Below are 16,713 nucleotides of genomic sequence, written 5' to 3' on the forward strand. Positions count from 1 at the left end.
TGACATCTGAAGGATTAAATTGAAAGTGTTTAATGTTTAGACTTTAGAAATGAACGAAAGTTCCATTTAAAGAGACAGCCCTGACTATTGGAGGAAATCACCGATCTCAAAAAACTCATCACGGCCAAATGGTTAAGTACTTATCAGGTATCCAATGACTCATACAGCGAATTTAAATTCACAGTGTGCAAAAACTCGTTGGCAATTTTGGTCAAGTCACAGGATTTGATCACCAGAGCGTTACTGGCGTTTTGTGCCTGCTTTAAGTAGGTATCCTCTACAGAACTCTGAAACGATAAAGAGCTGTTAATATGACACGTCATGTCATACAGCTCTTGTGGTGAGGATGGCTCATGAGCACCATAGGAGTTTTTGTAGCATGAATTCCCTAAGGAAGCGTCGACCCAGCAATAGGTCAAAGAGCTGCCTTTTGAGTGTGTCACTCCATACAGGTAATGAATGAAGGCCTGACGAATCGCTTCTGAGTATTCGAGTTCTATACCTCTCAGAAGGGACTTCTCTTTATTTGATACCCCAAGGGTCTCCAGAATGCGTCGGTAGCTGCTATCGATTTCAAGCTGTTTTTTCACGATTTCTTTTAATTTATTTTGATATTGCCAACAAGAAAAACTGAGTTTTTGGGCGTTTTCTCTTTCTTCATACAAGTCGGCCAGAGCTCTGGTGCGTTCCAGTTCTATCGCCTTATATTTTTTGACCTTTTCCGATAATGTCTTCAATTCCGGATTGCTCTCAACTTTTCGTTGGAGCAGGACTTCGGCCTTTTCATCAATCACTGTGTTGCACCAAAAATTGCCTCCCACGATAATTACCGGACGGTGGTTCGCCCTGCCCGAGATCAACTGCTCAAAAGCAGGTTGATGCACCAGCATTCGTTCTATATTCGGAATGCCCCCGGGCTGGTCGGTCCAGCAGCTGTTTAGAGCTCGGTGGGCGATTTTATTTTCAAGGGATTTTGAAAAACCATCATGACAGTGAGTAATAAACAAGGCATCGAGATTATTCTCTTGATGGTCGCTATAAAAATGACACCATTGCTTGCTGTTTTTTCCCCTGTGCAACAGGGTCTGATACCATTTTTTCAGGCAATCTGTGGCTGCAACCTTCAGTTCATCGACGTCTTCAAGTCTCTCCAACAGACGATGGTGTTCATCGGCTCTGATAGTTTTTTCTTTGTAGAACGACAGTGGATCTAGCCAACCCAATTGCAGGGCTTTATTGGCAAAGTGTCTAATCGAAGGGTTGGTTAAGTCACTGTACAGCAGTATTTTATTCATTGAACCCAACCACCGCAGAGGGCTTACTTCTTCCTCAACTACCATTTTTGAGTGCAATGACCTGAGTTGTTCAATGACCTGATCTGCATCATTGTCTAACAATATTTGTCTTACTGCCGACGACATCGGATTATGGGGCTTCCCATATTGGTTGGGCACATTACCGATCAATTTCTTTTCTGAAGCGCTCAGTTCTTTTGTCTCTATTAATATTGAGACACCCATAGAAAAACCGGCTAAATTTTTTTCCCTCCAAAGATTTTGTACAACTTCGGAAGTACTTGGATTGGGTAATGCGCTGTTTGTCTCAAGGGCTTTGTTCAGTTCCTCAGGGCTCATACCAAAAGCTTTAGTCAGAGCTTGCTGTTGTGCTAAGTCAGCATCGTTCAGGTTTTTTAATTCAGTGCTGAAATCACCAGCCTTTCTGACCTTTTCGGCCTTCCTGGCTTTCCCGGCCTTCCCGGCAGCCTGGTAGAAAGGTGTAGTTTTTGTTACCTTCACCGGCGCCCCGCCCAAATCCGAAGACTCCCAGGTTTGGCCTCCATCTACGGAATACTCAGCAAAGACGTGCTTGAGGCTCTCAATTTGCCGACTGGGAATCTCGAAATAGCGACAAAAAGCAACAAAAACAGGCACACGATGACGACAGCTACCTTGCCGGTTTGTTACCAGAAATCGAAAGAAATTTTCACTCTCTTCTGGTTTAGCTGCACCGCAGAACTGTTGGCAGTATTCCGTGATTGCGCTAATTCGTTGCCTGATGTTTTTAGCGTCTATTATTTTCTGCAACGGTGCCTGTACTTTGGCTGGTTGTTCGCCGATGTTTCCAAATATTTCCTTCAGTACGGACCTCATGCCTTCTGAACACTGGACGTCAAAAAAGGCTTCTCTAGCAGCCGTTTTTTTGCCCGGCTTTCCGGGTTCTACGACATAAGTACATTGAAAACTCTGGTCGGCAGCGGCTAGAGGAATAAACAGTGTATGAAGCCCGGTATAGTGGTCCCTGATCAGTTTAAATGGCAAATTAGGTTCTATACACAGGGCCACGATAGAGTCACTGGCCGTCAGGCTGGGCAATGGACATTGACCATTCTTTGGCGATACCCGAAGGGTCGCCAGCGTTTGATCTCCGGTTAATGTGACTTTCTGGTCATTCTCTGGCAACCGTTTAGGTGTGAGGGTTTCGACCCCCAGAAGGTATTTACCATTAAGATTGATCTTTTTGATTTCACCTCTGGCAGTGATACGAATATCTATTGCCTGCCAGCGATACATTTCAGGGGGATGCTGCGAATCAAAAACTTCACAAAGTTCAATCTTCGGTATCTCCTGATCCTCATAGTTCGTTCTTCGATCCAATGCCGGTGCTTCTTTCTCCTCAACTTCCGGATCATAGGGTTCAGGAGCGCTGTCACCGCTAATAGCTGATGCTTGGTTGATAAAAACCTTTGCCCAATGGTTCGACAGATCACTGATCTGCTGCCAAAATGCGGGCCAGCATTGAACGTCATGGGCCTTCCATACCTGTATCTGCTTATCAGCCTCCTGAAGATAAGGCTGGCAAGCCGGCATTTTCAGTATTTGTGCCTGTTCTTTGGTCAGGGGAAATACGCTATTAGCGTCCACTTCGGTAAGGCTAAAATCATCAGCGAACCAGCGTTGCTGCCAGTGTCTGTAGAGAGCCTGTCTGAGAATATCGTCCGACCGATCCGGCTTCAGGGAAAGACCGGATGCCTGCCATCTGGTCTGGGCCACCGTCCTGATGAGTTCCGTTTTGGTTTCCTCTTCAGTCAGACGGGTCTTGATACGAATTTCATGGTTTTTTTCATCAACACTGCTGAGATCACTGTTTCGAATCAACCACGGACGATCAATGTCCGATACCGTCCCATTGAACCATTGGCAAAGTCTGGAATTAAATTCATTCTTCCCCATGACAGGAGCCGAAGGCCCGGGCAGTTTCTCCAGCGATAGGTTGGCGGCCATCAGATAAAGCCGGTAGTGCTGATTGAGGCATTGAAGAACGGCTTTTTCGCTAAAATCGCCTCCTCTGGTGATAGCCCTGGCAACATTCTGTAAATCAAGGCTGGTCGGTTGCAACGGTCGTTTTGTGCGTTTCAGGTGAGCCCTTAGAAGACAATGTTTTTCTGTTAGTTTTTTAGCGACGAATGTCCCTTCTGAGGACACTGGCAACACTTTTTCGGCAATGGTCTGTAATTCTGTCGGATTGTACTGCCGGATGGGCAGATGTCGAAAACGCCCTTTCAGCGCCGGTGATAAGGGTTTTCGCCCGCTGTACTCAGGCGGGTTGATGGTAGCAAACAGGTGGAAACCCGGATGGGCGTCACCGGCCAGAATGTCGTTTAACTCACCTTCCAGATACTGGCTGTCAATCAGATTCATTTCTGAAATCACCACTATGCCGCCATCGACTTTTGCCTTCTGGATCTTTTCACAAAGTTTCTCCCAGGAACAATCACAGGCGTTCAGGTAAAAGACTTCCGGCATCAATTCTTGCCGTTGTTCGGCCTGCTGTCTGACACTTTCAATCACCAGGTTCAGCGTGGCATCCTTGCCCCGTCCAGCCGGTCCTTCAATCAGTGTTGCCTGACGGCCGCCGTGTTTTCTGTCGTGATGATAAGCCTGCTGACAGCGGCTTAAATCCTGCCCAAGCCGTTGCGCCAGTTCACGGACTGCCGATCCGGAGGTATCAAAGTCTGGTCGGATTTTTTCGCTGACTGTTCTGAAGGTCTGCTGAAAATCTGACAGGGTCTTGTTATGAACTCTGTCGCTCAGGGTGTTCTCCGGTTGGTAACGAGCAGCAAACCAGATTTCCAGTGCTGACAGGGCATCCTGATGCGTTTCGGTGATTTCAGGGCCCAGTACATCCCGAAAACTTTGCTGTATCAAACTGTTTATTTGCCCACAGGTCACACTGCCGTGAGCGGGCTGAGCTCGATCCAGATACCAGCCCACCCAACTGCAGATGTCTGTTAAATCCCTGGGAGTAAACTCATGCTCTGGCAGCAGCTCCTGATAATATTGCCAGAGTGCCATCACACTGTTGCTGGCACTGTGTGCAATGTCGTTTATTTGCTGCTCCGTCAGATGCTCTTGTAAATGATTGGCCAGAGCCGGTTCCACCACCCTGTCCCTAAGGAATGCCTGATCCAGGCGAGGGTAGTAAGCCCTGGGCAGTTTCTCTTTCAGGGCCGGGTCCATTTGGCGCCCGGCGTAATGATCGGGGTTGCCGGTGAGAATCACCCGGTGTTTTTCGCTGACCTTGACAGGATGACCATTCACATAGATGCAGGGTTGCGGTTCCCATAAGCCGTTTAATGATGCCAGTAATCCGGCTTTGGCCAGATTGGCTTCATCCAGCACCAGGGTTATGTACTCTCCTCCAACACAGCCTCCGCCTTTGTCGGATTCGGTCTTGGCCCATTCCATCAGTGCCCGGTTTTGCTGCATCATAGAGCGGTCGCCATCGGCATGTTGTCGCCACTGCCAGCGTTTCATCAGGGTCTGTTCGCTGTCAGAAGGTCCAAGAGACAGCACCCAAGCCTGCCCTGAAGTCTTGGCCATTCTGGCAGAAAAGTAACTTTTCCCGGTGCCGGTTTCTCCCTGCAGAAAGATAACGGGAGAGTCGGTAAGCCGGTCATGGAGTCGGGATAATCGACGACTTTCACGATCCTTCTGACTTATCTCGCCGTGATAAAGATCCCGGGCCAGAGTTGACAAGGGCATATCAGTGGAACCTTGCCATGCCATTGATTCAAACAGTCGATGTTTTATGCGTTCAATGCCTTCTGCTTCAGAATTGGCTGTCCTGACGATGTAGAAACAATCGTTGGCCAGCGCATGAATAGCATCGGACCGGGTCTGCCCCGATGGCAAGTTTAACTGCCAGCCAGAAGCCAGTGCATCCTGCAAACGTTTAATCTGTCTTGATGGCCTGATGGTTAAGGGTGGATAAAGTTTCGCTGCCTCCGGATCGACTTTCAACTGATACGCCATGGCCTGTCGTTGTTCCTCAGGCCCATGGGCCACGATCAGGGCGCAGACCTTGTCCAGAACTTCTTTTTGAGCCCACCCGGGCAGTGGACTTTCATAGGACAGTTGTAATCCTTCAAACGGGTTATCCGTCAAGACTGCCGGATCAAGGGCCCGGGTCAGCGGCCAGAGGTTTTGCCTCACAAACCTTCTATCCAACCGCCGGGAACCGTTGATGATGGCCGTTAACTGATCCGGGTCTACCGTGGCGGCCTGATTCTTATCCGGTAACAATTGCCAACAAGCCACTTTCATAAAATCACGCACAGTCGGGTTCTGTCGGGTGCCATGGGTGATGACGCTATTGATAGCCTTTCGCCAGTGGCAGGGCAGGAGTTGCAGGGACTGGTCAACCTGCTGTGCTTGCCGGGCAGCCAGTATCAGATTGTTTAACAACCCTTCAGTTATTGACGGCAGTGGGTTACAAAGCCGGGCAGGTACGGTTTTAAACGCTTCGTAAAGTTTATAAAGCGCCTGTTCTGGCAGTTCAGTCCGTGGGATACCATGCCTGACGACATTGATATCCCAAAGATCGACCTCAAGACACGGGCTACCTTTGGCGATCATCAGATTAACTATTGACGACGTGCTTTTTGCAGACGCAGGCCAGAGCAGGGTGACATGAGCTTTTGGATAGGCCTGTAATTGGCCATTCACCAACAGAGGTTGTCCAATAATCAAGGGTTCCAGGAGCTGCTGAAGCGTTGGATTAGTCTCCAGCCCCCGCAATACCACCGGCTTGCCAGCGGTTAATGCCTCCTGCAACGCACTCCGACCTTGTCCAAAACGGGCCTTTTGTTCTGAGGTGATATGGATATTATCAAATAGCTGGCTGAAACTGGTCTGTTCATTGACCTGAATGACCAGGGGGGCTTGCGGGAGACCATTGATCCAATGATTTGCCTGGGCAGATCGTTGATAAGTCACGGTATCAAAGGCAGCGCGATTTCTGACTTTTTCCGGTGGTTTGGGCAGAGGGTATTTATCGTTTTCTGTCAAACCCAGGGCTTTTGGTTGTCCTTTTGCATGAGCCACCTGAAGCCGGGGCTCCAGGCCGGTTGTCTTCTGAATCGTCTGCAGTGAGCCCAGCAAACAAAACCAGTCTGCCTCAGTAAGAGGAGACGTTACGGTGACGACACCACCGACACGAACCTGTTCCAACAGGCAGGTATTAGGAACTGCGAAGCCTTCCGGGGCGATGGCAATTGGGTTCAGCCATTGAACAATATTACTCTCGTTAAGGAGTATAGGGGTTGCTGGTGCCTGCTCTTTATCAAGTCTTTTGTCACCCTGTTTGTTATGAGAGTGGGACAAACTTTGCAACAGTGAATGAAGCTCGTACTTCCCTACAGGCATCTGATAAAACTGAACATTGTCCGGTAACTGACAGATCTTGCCATTGCTCTCAAAACACTGTTGCGCCAGCACCTGTCGAAGGGTCTGTTCAAAGGCAAGATCTTCCCAGTCGGCCCCCTTCAGTATCACCCGTTGTCCGGCCTTCAATAGCTCAAGCTTGCCGGGAAGATGCTGGATTCGCCCCTGTTTATCCACCCCGGGGCCGCCCAGCAACAACTGTCGCCAGTTGCTGTGCAAATGGCAGTCAATTAAAACACTATTGTCGTCGTCCATAACACTTTCGGCAGAGGGGAGTTCAGCCAATAACGGAGGTACCTTGTCGATCTCCACTGATGGGTCGTGGCCAGTCTGTGTGTTGAACTGCCAGGTATTTTCCGGTCGATTAATTCGTCGCCAGAAATCAGCACCGGGTGCGCCGCCCGCAGGCGCATCATCACGCCTGCCAACCGATGCCAGCTGTGCAGGGGCTGCCAGAACCAATAGAGAGACATGCTGGCCCAGAGAGCGCTTCTCCTGGCTGACTTTGTCGTACAGACAAGGGTTATCCGGGTCCAGCAGATCGTTAAATTTTGGCAGCTCTTCACTGGTAAGCTTTCGAATATCAATTACCAGAGTCAATGGCTGTGAACCTTCAAACAGCTTGCCTGAACTCAGAGTGTGGCGACCCTCTTCAGAAATGCTCAACCGGCTCACCAGGTTAGCCTGTGAGAGGTCGTCGGGGTGGGAAATAACAGTAACATCCTGATGTTCATCACAGGTCCTGGCAACCAAAAGTTGGCGAACCTCGTCATCACTTTCGACAAAACGAAAATCGAAGGAATGAGTCGTCTTTTGGAGCGAGGAATGCATTGCGGAGAGGGTTCTCACTTTGTCAGGCAAGGTCTCCGAAGAGGGCGATCTCTTTAGTCTGGACCTTACTTCAGAGCAGATTTCTACATCCTGCTTTTCCTTTGACGATATCTCCAGCTTCGCCATTTTGGCTGCCACCGCATTATTATGCAGGCTGCGATCAGGAAGGCGTTTTTTGGTACCTCCGGCAATTTGACCATCCATAGTCAATCTCCCTCTCAACTGTCATTTGAAGGACTGAAGTACCTAACCAGTTGGTTTCGCATATTCTGGACGGCGGCTTTTTCCATCATTCTGCGTTCCAACTCTGGTTGCGTAGCTGTGGCTACGCGCCCGTCGTTGCGTCTTGAAGGATGAAAAAATCCACTCGCCAGAATATGCGAAACCAACTGGCCAGGTACTTAATGAAATTGTTAAATGGTTAGACCTGTAAGGTGTGATTAAAGTTCCATTTTAATTGTTACCCCTCTGTAGGGGTGTCCAACCTGCTGTTATAGAGTCTTTGGGCCTGTGCGGCACTAAAGGGTCGTCATTCCCGCGAAGGCGGGAATCCAGCGCCAACGGTGGATCTCTGCCTTCTCGGGGATGACAAGGCCAGGGGGGCACCGGGTAGTATGGTTCTGGTGGTGAGTCAGTGTGGATTCCCGCCTTCGCGGGAATGACGGGAGGGAAGCCGGGAATGACGGGAGGGAAGCCGGGAATGACGGGAGGGAAGCCGGGAATGACGGGAGGGAAGCCGGGAATGACGGGAGTGGAGTTACCGATCTCGAAAAGCGCATCATGACCAAACGGTTATCAGGTATCCAATGCCTCACAGAGCGAATTCAAATTCACGGTGTTCAAAAACTCTTCGGCAATGGTATTCAGCTCATTGGTTTTGAGCACCAGAGCATCACTGGCGTTAAGTGCCTGCCGTAGGTAGTCATCCTGAATAGATTTCTCAAGCTCTTCATTTCTGATTGCAGTCATCATGGCATGCAGTTCTTCTGGTGAGGATGGGTCATGAGCGCCATACCTGTTGCTATCCCAGCATCTATCTATGTCGGCATTGACCCAGCAATACGTCAGGCAACCGCCTTTCAGGTGTGTCACTCCATACAGATAGTGACTGAAGGCCTGCTCAAGCGCTCTGATGCATTTGCCTTCTAAATCACCTATGAGAACTTCTTCCTCTGAAGATAGCCTGAGAGGCTTCAGGATGGATTGGTAGCTTCTTGAGATATCAGACCTTTTTTTCCAATATTCCTCTCTACGATCTTTATTTAGCCAAGGTGATCCCGCCGAGTAGTCGTTGTCCAATGCTGACAGAGCCAGATCGAATTCTTTTTTTCTTGCCACAAATTGACTGCTTTTTTCCAACGAATGTTTCAAGTCTGAGCGGTTCTCAGCGATTCGTTGTAACAGGGCTTCGACCTTTTTATCCATCGCTTCCAGGCCATAGCTCCAGTCAGGACTCCCCACGATAATGACCGGACGGTGGTTCGCTTTGCCCGAGATTAATTTCGGAAATGCAGGATGGTGAACCAGCATTCGTTCTATATTCGCAATGCCCTCAGGTTGGTCCGTCCAGGCATTGCGTATAGATGAGCTGAGAATATTTTTTTCCAGAAATGGCGATAAACCATGATGACAATGAGTGACAAAAAAGGCCCCGGCTTTTGTTGTTTGGAACGAATGGTAAGCCCTTTGCCATAACTGGCTACCTTTCCCTATGAAGAATAATTTCTTATACCACTTTTTCAGTAAATGGCTGGCTTGAACCTTCAGTTCATCGACACCTTGCAGACGTACCAATAGCTCATGGTGTTTATGGGCCTTTACGAGGCCCGTATAGGTCGGCGGTATATCCAGCCAACCCGATGCCAGGGCTTTCCGGGCAAAGTCAATAACCGAAGGAGTCAGTTCAATGTCATTCAGAATTTTCATTATTGGGTTTAGCCAGTCCTCAGGGCCTGCTACGCCGCAAATACTCATTTTTGAACGCAATAACTTGAGGGGTTCAGTGACCTGATCTTTATCACTGTTGGACAAGATGTGTTTGATTGTCTCCAACATCAGTTTATTTTCGTGAAAAACACTCCAAACCAATAGAATGTCGTCAAAGTTGTGTGCTTCTGTTTCCAGCGACACTAATAATATTGAGACACCCATGGAAAAGCCGGGTAAATCTTTTCTCCCCCAGAGATTCTTTACCATTTCGAAACTACCCGGAAGGGTTTCCGGCGATTCACAGCCTGCCTCAAGGGCCTGTTTCAGTTCTTCAGGACTCATACCAGAGGCTTTAGCCAGAGTTTGCTGTTGTGCTAAATCAGCACCTGTCAGGATCCCATTCAGCAGATTCCTGGTCTTCTTTAATTTAGTGCCGGAAACACTGACTCTTTTGGTGTCCTGGAAGTGAGGGCGGATTTCTGTTGCCTCGACAGGCGCTCCGCCCAAATCGACCGATTTCCAGGTTTGGCCACCGTCCGGCGAACACTCTGCAAAGGCGTGGGTATCATTGGATATTTGTCGGCATGGAATGCCAAAATAACGACATAAAGCAATAAAAACAGGCACACGATGACGACAGCTGCCTTGTCGGCGTGTTACCAGGAAGTGAAAGAAATTTTTATTGCGCTCTGGTACATCAACACCGGAAAAGTGTTCGCAATAGTCCTTGATTGCCTTAATGCGTTGCTCCGTGTCTGTAGCCTCTGCTATCTTCTGCAAAGGTTTCTTTATTTCGGATGCTTGTTTCTCAATGTTCTCAAACAGGTCGTTCAGTATTGTTTTCATACCTTCGCAACAGTGGGCGTCAAAACGTCTTGATTGTGCGGGCAGGATTTTTTCAGCCGATGTTTTTTTGCCCACTTCTCTGGGTTCTACAACATAAACAAATTTAATGCTCTGGCCGACTTTGGCTTCTGGAATAAATAGTGTGTGTATACCGGTATATCGGTCCCTGAGCAGCGTGAATGCCAGATTGGGTTCTACGCGCAGTGACACGATATAGTCGTTAACTGTCAGGCTGGGCAATGTATATTGACCATTTTTTGATGACATATAAAAGGCAGCCAGTGTTTGGTCGCTGGCTAATGTCACTTTCCGGTCATGCTCTGGTAACCGTGCAGGTATGACGACTTCGACTCCCTGCATGTGTTTATCATTAATACTGATCTGTTTGATTTTGCCCTCAGGAGATACATAAATATCCTCTGCAAGTGACCGATAAATCCCGGGAAAATGGCCCGGCTTATCAAAAATTATATAATCGTCAATTCGTGGCTTGCTCTCTTTCTCATAGTTCGTTCTTTGGTCCAATACCGGAGCCTCTTTCTCATGGACTTCCGGAATGTATTTTTCTGGAGTGCGATCACCGTAGACAGTCAAGGCTTTATTAACAGGCTGTAGCTCCTGGTTCGTTCTCTGATCCAATGCAGGAGCTTTATCACTACCAATAGTCAAGACTTTGTTAACTGGTTGTGGCGCAGGCTCCGTTCTCTGATCCAATGTCTGAGCCTGTTTCTCGTGGACTTCTGGCTTGTCTTGTTCAGGAGCCTGATCACCAACAATAGCGGATGCTTCGTTGATAAAATCGTCTGCCAGATGGTTCAGCAGATCACTGATCTGATACCAGAACACAGACCACCATTGAACTTCATCGGCTTTCCACGCCCTTATCTGCTGATCAGCGGCCTGAAGATAAGGCTGGTTAGCTGGCATTTTCAGCGTTTGTTGCTGTTCTTCCGTCAGGGGAAATACGCTGTTAGCGTCTACGTGCGTCCGGCCAAAATGATTGCTGAACCAGCGTTGCTGCCAGTGTCGGTAAAGTGCCCCGGTAAGAATATCGTCCGACTCGTCCGGCTTCAGGGGAAGGCCTGATGACAGCCACTTTGCGTGAGCCACACTTTTGATGATTTCCGTTCTGACTTCCTTTTCATCCCGCTGAGTGTTAACAAGGATTTCATGTTTTTTTTCATCAACAATGTTGAGATGACTGCTTCGTATCAACCACGGACGATCAACGCCCGGTACCGTTTCATTGAACCAACGGCAAAGTCCGGAATCAAATTCACTTTTCCCCATGGCAAGAGCCGAAGACTCATGCAGTTCCTCCAGCGATATATTGGCGGCCATCAGATAAAGCCGGTAGTGCTGATTGAGGCATTGATTAACGGCTTTTTCGCTCAAATCGCCACCTCTGGTGATAGCCCTGGCAACATTCTGTAAATCAAGACTGGTCGGTTGCAATGGCAGTTTTTTGCTTTGCAGGTGAGCCCTTAAACGACAATGTTTTTCTGTTAGCGTCTTGGCGGCGAATGTCCCTTGTGAGGACTCTGGCAGCACTTTTTCGGCAATGGTCTGTAATTCGGTCGCGTTGTACTGCCGGATGGGCAAATGTCGAAAACGCCCTTTCAGCGCCGGTGATAAGGGTTTTCGCCCGCTGTACTCAGGCGGGTTGATGGTGGCAAACAAGTGAAAACCCGGATGGGCGTCACCGGCCAGAATATCGTTTAACTCCCCTTCCAGATACTGGCTGTCGATCAGGTTCATTTCCGAAATCACCACGATGCCGCCTTCAATTCTGGCCTTCTGGATCTTTTCACACACTTTGTCCCAGGAACAATCACAGGCATTCAGGTAATAGACTTCCGGCATCAATTCTTGCCGTTTTTCGGCCTCCTGTCTGACACTTTCAATCACCAGGTTCAGCGTGGCATCCTTGCCCCGTCCGGCCTGACCTTCAATCAGTGTTGCCTGACGGCCGCCGTGTTTTCTGTCGTGATGATAAGCCTGCTGACAGCGGCTTAAATCCTGCCCAAGCCGCTGCGCCAGTTCGCGGACTGCCGATCCGGAGGTATCAAAGTCCGGTCGGATTTCTCGGGTGACTGTACTGAAGGTCTGCTGAATATCTGACAGGGTCTTGTTACGAACTCTGTCGCTCAGGGTGTTCTCCGCCTGGTAACGGGCAGCAAACCAGATTTCCAGTGCCGACAGGGCATCCCGTTGCGTTTCGGTGATTTCCGGCCCCAGTACATCCCGAAAACTGTGTTGTATCAAACTGTTTATTTGCCCACAGGTCACACTGCCGCGAGCGGGCTGAGCACGATCCAGATACCAACCCACCCAACTGCAGATGTCCGTTAAATCCCTGGGGGTAAACTCATGGTCGGGCAAGAGTTCCTGATAATATTGCCAGAGCGCCATCACACTTTTGCTGGCACTGTGTGCAATGTCGTTTATTTGATGCTTTGTCAGATGCTCTTGTAAATGCTTGACCAGAGCCGGTTCCACCACCCTGTCCCCAAGGAATGCCTGGTCCAGACGTGGGTAGTAAGCCCTGGGCAGCTTCTCTTTCAGGTCCGGATCGAGCTGGCGCCCGGCGTAATGATCCGGGTTACCGGTGAGAATCACCCGGTGTTTTGGGCTGACCTTGACAGGATGACCATTCACATAGATGCAGGGTTGTGGTTCCCATAAGCCGTTCAATGATGCCAGTAATCCGGCTTGGGTCAGGTTGGCTTCATCCAGCACTAAAGTGATGTACTCTCCGTCTTTGTCGGATTTGGTATTGGCCCATTCCATCAATGCCCGGTTTTGCTGCATCATAGTGCGATCGCCATCGGCATGTCGTTGCCACTGCCAGCGTTTCATCAGGGTCTGTTCGCTGTCAGAAGGTCCAAGAGACAACACCGAAGCCTGCCCTGAAGTCTTCGCCATTCTGGCAGAAAAGTAACTTTTCCCGGTGCCGGTTTCTCCCTGCAGGAAGATAACGGGAGAGTCCGTAAGCCGGTCATGGAGTCGGGATAATCGACGACTCTCACGATCCTTCTGATTTATTTCGCCGTGATAAAGATCCCGGGCCAGTGCTGACCAGGGCATATCAGTGGAACCTTGCCACGCCATTGATTCAAACAGTTGACGTTTTATACGTTCAATGCCTTCTGCTTCAGAATTGGCTGTCCTGACGATGTGGAAACAATCGGTGGCCAGAGCCTGAATGACATCGGATCGCGTCTGCCCTGGTAGCAAACGTAACTGCCAGCCAGAAACCAGCGCATCCTGCAAACGTTTAATTTGTCTTGATGGCCTGATGGTTAAGGGTGGATATCGTTTCGCTGCCTCCGGATCGACTTTTAACTGATACGCCATTGCCTGACGATGTTCTTCAGGCTCGTGGGCCACAATCAGGGCACAGAGCCTGTCCAGAAAATTTCTCTTATGCCAAAATGAAACTGGTTCTTTATAGGACAGCGATAATCCTTCAGATTTACTGTCTTTCAAGACTGTCAGATCAATGGTTCTGGCCAGTGGCCACAGGTTCTGCTCCAAAAACGCTCTATCCAACTGCGGGGCACTGTTGATGATGGCCGTTAACTGATCCGGGTCTACCGAGGGAGGGTGATCCTTATCCGGTAAAAATTGCCAGCAAGCCACTTTCATAAAATCCCTCACGGGCGGATTCTGCCGGGTGACGTGGGTGATGACGCTATTAATGGCCCTGCGCCAGTGGCGGGGTAAAAGCGTTGAGGACTGATCAACCTGTTGTGCCCGCCGGGCAGCCATTATCAGGTTATTCAGTAAGCCTTCGTTCAATTCAGGCAGAGGGTTACAAAGGCCGACAGGTACGGTTTTAAACGCCTGGTAAAGTTTATTAAGCGCTTGTTCTGGCAGCTCAGCCCGGGGGATTTCATGCCTGTTGGCATTGATAGCCCAGAGATCGACCTCGGGACAGGGTTCACCCTTGGCAACCAGCGAGTGCAAGACCGGAGACGGACTTTTCGCAGACTCAGGCCAGAGTAGCGTGACATGAGCCTGTGGGTAGGTTTGTAATTGACCGTTCACCAACAGAGGTTGCCCAATAACCAGGGGCTCCAGAAGCTGCTGAAGCCTTGGGTTATGCTCGAGTCCCCGGAATACAATCGGTTCGCCAGCGCTCAATGCCTCCTGCAATTTACTCGGCTCTCGCCCAAAATGCGCCTGTTGTTCCGAAGTGATATGGATATTATCAAAGAGCTGACTAAAGCCGGTCTGTTCGCTGACCTGAATGACCAAAGGGGCTTCCTGCTGATTATTCAGCCAATGACTTGTCTGGGCATGTTGCTGATAAGTAACGGTATTAAAAGTGGCTTGATCTGTGATTGGCTGTTCATTGTTTTCTGCCAATCCCAGTGCTATTGGTTGCTGTCTTGAATCAGTCACCTGAAGCCGGGGCTCCAGGCCGGTCGTCTCGCGAATCGTCTGCAGTGAACCCAGCAAATGAAACCAGTGTGCCTCAGTGAGGGTGGACGTTACGGTGACTACACCACCTGCCCGAGTTTGTTCCAACAGACTGGTATTAGGGATTGCATAGCCTTCCGGGGCAATAGCAATCGGGTTGAGCCATTCACTGATATTGCTCTCGTTAATAAGGATCGGGGGTCGTGGAGCGGAGTCTTTTTCGTCGCAAGAGTGCGACAGACTTTGGAACATTGAATTAAGCTCGTCTTTCCCCACCGGCATCTGATAAAACTGAACATCGTCAGGTAATGGACAGATCTTCCCGTTGCTCTCAAAACACTGTTGCGCCAGCATCTGTCGAATCGTCTGTTCAAAGGCCAGATCTGCCCAATCCGCCCCTTTCAGAATCACCCGTTGTCTGGTCCTCAATGTCTCAAGCCTGCCGGGCAGGTGCCGGATTCGCCCCTGTTTATCCACTCCGGGGCCGCCCAGCAGCAACTGTCGCCAGTTGTTGTGCAAATGGCAGTCAATTAAAACACTATTGTCGTCGTCCATAACACTTTCGGCAGAGGGGAGTTCAGCCAATAACGGAGGTACCTTGTCGATCTCCATCGATGGGTCATTGTCAGTCTGCGCGTTGAACTTCCAGGTATTTTCCGGCCGATTAATTCGTCGCCAGAAATCAGCACCGGGTGCGCCGCCCGCAGGCGCATCATCACGCCTGCCATCCGATGCCAGCTGTGCCGGGTCTGCCAGAACCAATAGAGAAACATGCTGGCCCAGAGGGCGCTTCTCCTGGCTGACTTTGTCGTACAGACAAGGGTTATCCGGGTCCAGCAGATCGTTAAATTTTGGCAGCTCTTCACTGGTAAGCTTTCGAATATCAATTACCAGAGTCAATGGCTGTGAACCTTCAAACAGCTTGCCTGAACTCAGAGTGTGGCGACCCTCTTCGGAAATACTCAACCGGCTCACCAGGTTAGCCTTTAAAAGGTCATCGGGATGGGAAATAAGCGCAACATCAAGATGTTCATCACGGGTAGTGGCAATCAAAAGCTGTCGAACCTCGTCATCACTGTCGACAAAACGAAAATCGAAGGAATGAGTCGCCTTTTGGAGCGAGGAATCCGTTGCGGAGATGGTTCTCACTTTGTCAGGCAAGGTCTCCGAAGAGGGCGATCTCTTTAATCTGGACCTTACTTCAGAGCAGATTTCTACATCCTGCTTTTCCTCTGACAATATACCCAGCTTTGCCATCTTGGCTGCCACGTCATGATCATGCAGGCTACGATCATGAACGCGTTTTTTGGTACCTCCGGCAATTTGACCATCCATAGTCATCTCCCTCTCAACTGTTATTTGAAGGACTGAAGTACCTAACCAGTTGGTTTCGCATATTCTGGACGGCGGCTTTTTCCATCATTCTGCGTTCCAACTCTGGTTGCGTAGCTGTGGCTACGCGCCCGTCGTTGCGTCTTGAAGGATGAAAAAATCCACTCGCCAGAATATGCGAAACCAACTGGCCAGGTACTTAATGAAATTGTTAAATGGTTAGACCTGTAAGGTGTGATTAAAGTTCCATTTTAATTGTTACCCCTCTGTAGGGGTGTCCAACCTGCTGTTATAGAGTCTTTGGGCCTGTGCGGCACTAAAGGGTCGTCATTCCCGCGAAGGCGGGAATCCAGCGCCAACGGTGGATCTCTGCCTTCTCGGGGATGACAAGGCCAGGGGGGCACCGGGTAGTATGGTTCTGGTGGTGAGTCAGTGTGGATTCCCGCCTTCGCGGGAATGACGGGAGGGAAGCCGGGAATGACGGGAGGGAAGCCGGGAATGACGGGAGGGAAGCCGGGAATGACGGGTGGGAAGCCGGGAATGACGGGAGGGAAGCCGGGAATGACAGGAAGGAAGCCGGGAATGACAGGAAGGAAGCCGGGAATGACGGGAGTGGAGTTACCGATCT

The 16,713-nt window shown here is 49.6% G+C and carries 2 protein-coding genes; both read right to left on the minus strand.

Annotation, left to right across the window (positions count from 1 at the left end; genetic code table 11):
• Positions 1-143: 143 nt before the first annotated feature.
• On the minus strand, positions 144-7,757 hold the full coding sequence (locus tag ACO6VG_RS02050; RefSeq protein WP_422472447.1) for an AAA family ATPase: 7,614 nt from the start codon (positions 7,755-7,757) through the stop codon (positions 144-146).
• Between the two features lie 591 nt (positions 7,758-8,348).
• Entirely contained in the window at positions 8,349-16,088 is a 7,740-nt protein-coding gene (locus ACO6VG_RS02055) for an AAA family ATPase (RefSeq protein WP_422472449.1), read from the minus strand.
• Positions 16,089-16,713: the final 625 nt, after the last annotated feature.

Source organism: Endozoicomonas sp. ALB032, assembly GCF_049310125.1.
Lineage (GTDB): Bacteria > Pseudomonadota > Gammaproteobacteria > Pseudomonadales > Endozoicomonadaceae > Endozoicomonas_A.

What these genes read in the sequence shown, in the direction of transcription:
- ACO6VG_RS02050 (WP_422472447.1), bottom strand. Translation starts at nt 7,757, where the DNA reads ATGGATGGTCAAATTGCCGGAGGTACCAAAAAACGCCTTCCTGATCGC.
- ACO6VG_RS02055 (WP_422472449.1), bottom strand. Translation starts at nt 16,088, where the DNA reads ATGGATGGTCAAATTGCCGGAGGTACCAAAAAACGCGTTCATGATCGT.